The organism is Streptomyces prasinopilosus, from assembly GCF_001419695.1.
Taxonomy (GTDB): Bacteria; Actinomycetota; Actinomycetes; order Streptomycetales; family Streptomycetaceae; genus Streptomyces; species Streptomyces prasinopilosus.
This window is the reverse complement of record NZ_LIRG01000470.1, coordinates 1-4,273: the sequence shown is the minus strand read 5'-3', so window position 1 is coordinate 4,273 and position 4,273 is coordinate 1. Positions and strand designations below refer to the sequence as shown.

General features: G+C 73.5%; 3 protein-coding genes and 2 pseudogenes. 1 reads left to right on the top strand and 4 read right to left on the bottom strand.

Annotation, left to right across the window (positions count from 1 at the left end; all coding sequences use genetic code 11):
• Positions 1–61: 61 nt before the first annotated feature.
• Positions 62–178: pseudogene (locus AOK18_RS35435) on the top strand (hypothetical protein); the annotation flags it as partial.
• Positions 179–244: 66 nt separating this feature from the next.
• Here AOK18_RS35435 and AOK18_RS19680 read toward each other — a convergent pair.
• From AOK18_RS19680 to AOK18_RS19665, 4 genes and pseudogenes are all read right to left on the bottom strand, one after another.
• Positions 245–1,345, bottom strand: a pseudogene (locus AOK18_RS19680) (sensor histidine kinase); the annotation flags it as partial.
• Positions 1,342–3,054, bottom strand: a complete 1,713-nt coding sequence (locus AOK18_RS19675; protein ID WP_055573885.1) for a sodium/solute symporter — start codon at positions 3,052–3,054, stop codon at positions 1,342–1,344. The gene AOK18_RS19675 and the pseudogene AOK18_RS19680, both read right to left, overlap by 4 nt.
• A 15-nt stretch (positions 3,055–3,069) precedes the next feature.
• Entirely contained in the window at positions 3,070–3,429 is a 360-nt protein-coding gene (locus AOK18_RS19670) for a hypothetical protein (protein WP_055573884.1), read from the bottom strand.
• A gap of 10 nt (positions 3,430–3,439) precedes the next feature.
• Positions 3,440–4,210 carry a LytR/AlgR family response regulator transcription factor gene (locus AOK18_RS19665; RefSeq protein ID WP_055695218.1) on the bottom strand — a complete coding sequence of 257 codons (771 nt, stop codon included), beginning with the start codon at positions 4,208–4,210 and terminating at the stop codon, positions 3,440–3,442.
• Between the last annotated feature and the right edge of the window lie 63 nt (positions 4,211–4,273).

Below are 4,273 nucleotides of genomic sequence, written 5' to 3'. Positions count from 1 at the left end.
GGCCGAGCTCAGGGCGCTGCGGGCACAGATATCCCCGCACTTCATCTTCAACTCGCTCGCCGTGATCGCCTCGTTCGTGCGCACCGACCCCGAGCGCGCCCGTGAGCTGCTGCTGGAGTTCGCCGACTTCACCCGGTACTCGTTCCGCAGGCACGGCGACTTCACCACCCTCGCCGACGAACTGCACGCCATCGACCACTATCTGGCGCTGGTGCGGGCCCGCTTCGGTGACCGCCTCTCCGTCACCCTGCAGATCGCCGACCTGGCGGAGCCGGTCGTCGACGTTGGACAGGCCGATGCCGCCCGTGTGGTCGGCCTCGCGGGCGAGAATGCGCCGCAGCAGGCCGGGGTCCATTCCGGCGCCGTCGTCCTCGATCACCACGAGGGCCTCCGCACCGGCGTCCTGGGCGGTGATCTGGATGTGGCACTTGTCGGCCTTGCCCTCGAGGCCGTGCTTGACGGCGTTCTCGACGAGCGGCTGCACGCAGAGGAAGGGCAGCGCGACCGGCAGCACCTCGGGGGCGATCTGCAGGGTGACGGAGAGGCGGTCACCGAAGCGGGCCCGCACCAGCGCCAGATAGTGGTCGATGGCGTGCAGTTCGTCGGCGAGGGTGGTGAAGTCGCCGTGCCTGCGGAACGAGTACCGGGTGAAGTCGGCGAACTCCAGCAGCAGCTCACGGGCGCGCTCGGGGTCGGTGCGCACGAACGAGGCGATCACGGCGAGCGAGTTGAAGATGAAGTGCGGGGATATCTGTGCCCGCAGCGCCCTGAGCTCGGCCTCGATCAGACGGGTGCGGGACCGGTCGAGGTCGGCGAGTTCGAGCTGGACGGAGACCCAGCGGGCGACCTCCCCGGCCGCCCGGACCAGGACCGCGGACTCGCGGGGCGCGCAGGCGACGAGGGCGCCGTGCACCCGGTCGTCGACGGTGAGCGGGGCGACGACGGCCCAGCGCACCGCGCAGTCGGGGATGTCGCAGGTGAGCGGGAAGGCCTCGCCGCGGCCGGAGTCCAGGGGCCCGGTCAGACGTTCCATGATCTCGGTGCGGTGGTGGGCGCCGGCGCCGTCCCAGACGAGGACCCGTTCGCGGTCGGTGAGGCACAGCGCGTCGGTGCCGAGCAGGGAGCGCAGCTTGCGGGCGGAGCGGCCGGCGGCCTCCTCGGTCAGTCCGGCCCGCAGCGGGGGCGTGGCCAGGGAGGCGGTGTGCAGGGTCTCGAAGGTGGCGTGCTCGACGGGTGTGCCGAGGCCGGCCAGTCCGGGCGGCCGCGCGGTGCGCCGGCCGAGCCAGAAGCCCGCGGCCAGCAGGGGCAGGACGGCCACGCACAGACCCGCCAGGAAGCCGCTCACGCGGACACCTCCGTCCGCAGTTCCTCCGGCAGGTGGAACCGGGCGAGCACCGCCGCCGTGCCGGGCGGCACCCGGCCGGGGGTGGCCAGGGAGACCAGGACCATGGTGAGGAAGCCCACCGGCACCGACCACAGGGCGGGCCAGGCCAGGAGGGCGTGCCAGACGCCCCGGCCCGGGTAGCCGCCCATGGTCGCGGCGACGGCGAGGAAGGCGGAGCCGCCGCCGGCCAGCATGCCGGCCGCCGCGCCGGGCGGGGTCAGCCGGCGCCACCAGATGCCCAGGACCAGCAGGGGGCAGAACGAGGAGGCCGACACGGCGAAGGCGAGCCCCACGGCGTCGGCCACCGGCAGCCCGCCGACCAGGATGCTCGCCAGGAGGGGGACGGCCATGGCGAGCACCGTGCCGAGCCTGAAGTGCCGTACGCCCCGCGAGGGCAGGACGTCCTGGGTGATCACGCCGGCCACGGCCATGGTCAGCCCGGACGCCGTGGACAGGAACGCGGCGAAGGCTCCCCCGGCGACCAGCGCGCCGAGCAGGTCGCCGCCCACTCCCCCGAACATCCGGCCGGGCAGCAGCAGCACGGCGGCGTCCGCGTCGCCGGTGAGGGTGAGCTCGGGGGCGTACAGGCGGCCGAGGGCTCCGTAGACCGGGGGGAGCAGGTAGAAGGCGCCGATCAGGCCGAGGACGGCGACGGTGGTGCGGCGGGCGGCGACGCCGTGCGGGCTGGTGTAGTAGCGGACCACCACGTGCGGCAGGCCCATGGTGCCGAGGAAGGTGGCGAGGATCAGCCCGTACGTGGCGTACAGCGGCCGTTCCTCGCGGGACTCGGCGCGGGAGGGCGTCAGGGCGTCGTCGGCGCCGCGTCCCGCGGCCGGGACCTCGGCCCCCTCGGCGAAGACCAGCCGGGTGCCGCCGTCGATGCGGTGGGTGCCGGCGGGCAGCCGGACCTCGGTGCCCTCGTGTTCGCGGCCGTCGACGGTGCCGTCCACGGTGACGGCCAGCGGGGCGGTGATCCGCAGGTCGACGGTGTCGTCGACGCGGACGACACGCTGTTCGCGGAAGGCGGCGGGTTCGTCGAAGGCGTGGCTGGGCGCCCCGTCGCGCTGCCAGGCGAGGACCAGGAACAGCGCGGGCACGAGCAGGGCGGTGAGTTTGAGCCAGTACTGGAAGGCCTGCACGAAGGTGATGCTGCGCATGCCTCCGGCGGCGACGATGACGGTGACCACGACGGCGACGATCACTGCGCCGAGCCAGTCGGGGGCGCCGGTCAGCACGGTCAGGGTGAGCCCCGCGCCCTGGAGCTGGGGCAGCAGGTACAGCCAGCCGACGCCGACGACGAAGGCGCCCGCGAGCCGCCGCACGGCCTGGGAGGCGAGCCGGGCCTCGGCGAAGTCGGGCAGCGTGTAGGCGCCGGAGCGGCGCAGCGGGGCCGCGACGAACAGCAGCAGCACCAGGTAGCCGGCGGTGTAGCCGACCGGGTACCAGAGCATGTCGGGGCCCTGGACCAGGACCAGGCCCGCGATGCCGAGGAAGGACGCGGCGGAGAGGTACTCGCCGCTGATGGCGGCCGCGTTCAGGCGTGGGCCGACGGTGCGGGAGGCGACGTAGAAGTCGGAGGTGGTGCGGGAGATGCGCAGGCCGAAGGCGCCGACGAGGACGGTCGCCAGGACGACGAGGGCCACGGCGGGGACGGCGTAACCGGAGTTCACGGCGGCGGTCTTCCCTCAGCGGTCCTCGACGAGCCGCACGAAGTCGCGTTCGTTGCGTTCGGCGCGGCGTACGTACCAGCGGGCGAGCAGGACCAGCGGCGGGTAGAGCCCGAAGCCGAGGACCGCCCACTCCAGCCTGCGGGCGTCCGGGGCGGCCGCGAAGACCAGCGGGAGGGGGCCGACGAGGAGGACGAGGACGGCGAACACGGTCAGCCCGGTGCGCAGCTGGATGCGCATCAGGGAACGGACGTAGGTGTGGCCGAGGGTGGTCTGCTCGTCGATCTCGGTGCGCGGGCGGTAGTAGCCGAAGGAGCGGCGGGCACGGCGGGGCGGGCCGGTGACGACCACGCGGCGTTCGGTCGGGTCCTGGGGCACGTTTCCTCCCCTAGTCCGTGGTCCGGCGCATCAGCAGGTCCCGCAGTTCGCGGGCGTGCCGTCGGCTGACCTGGAGTTCCTCGGAGCCGACCAGGACGCTCACGGTGCCCGCGTCGAGGCGGAGCTCACCGATGTGGCGCAGGGCGACCAGATGGCGGCGGTGGATGCGGACGAAGCCGCGCGAGCGCCAGCGTTCCTCCAGTGTGGACAGCGGTATGCGGACGAGGTGGCTGCCCCGGTCGGTGTGCAGCCGGGCATAGTCGCCGTGGGCCTCCGCGTGGGTGATGTCGCCGACGGCGACGAAACGGGTCACCCCTCCGAGTTCGACGGCTATGTGGTCCGGGTCGGGTTCGTGCACGGGGATGCGCGGGGCACTGCCGCGCTGCACGGCGGCGCGCAGTTCGGCGACGCGGCGGACCGCCTCGGCCAGCCGCTCCTTGCGGACGGGCTTGAGGACGTAGTCGACGGCCTTGAGGTCGAAGGCCTGCACGGCGAAGTCCTCGTGGGCGGTGACGAACACGATCAGCGGGGGCCGGGCGAACCCGCCGAGCAGCCGGGCGAGGTCGAGTCCGTCGAGGCCGGGCATCTGGATGTCGAGGAAGACGACGTCGACGGCCTCGGGCCCGTCGGGCCCCGACTCCAGGGCGCGGTTGATGCGGCGCAGCGCCTCGGTCGCGTCGCCGGCGCCCTCGGCACTGCCGATCCGGGGGTCCGCGTGCAGCAGGTACAGCAGTTCCTCCAGGGAGGGGCGTTCGTCGTCGACGGCGAGGGCGCGCAGCATGAAGGTGGAGTCTAGGGGGGATCGCCACGTCGAACCATGTCCAGACGTGGCGATCCCCCCTAG

Coding starts and splice junctions, on each gene's coding strand:
- AOK18_RS19665 (WP_055695218.1), bottom strand. CDS start 4,210: ATGCTGCGCGCCCTCGCCGTCGACGACGAACGCCCCTCCCTGGAGGAA.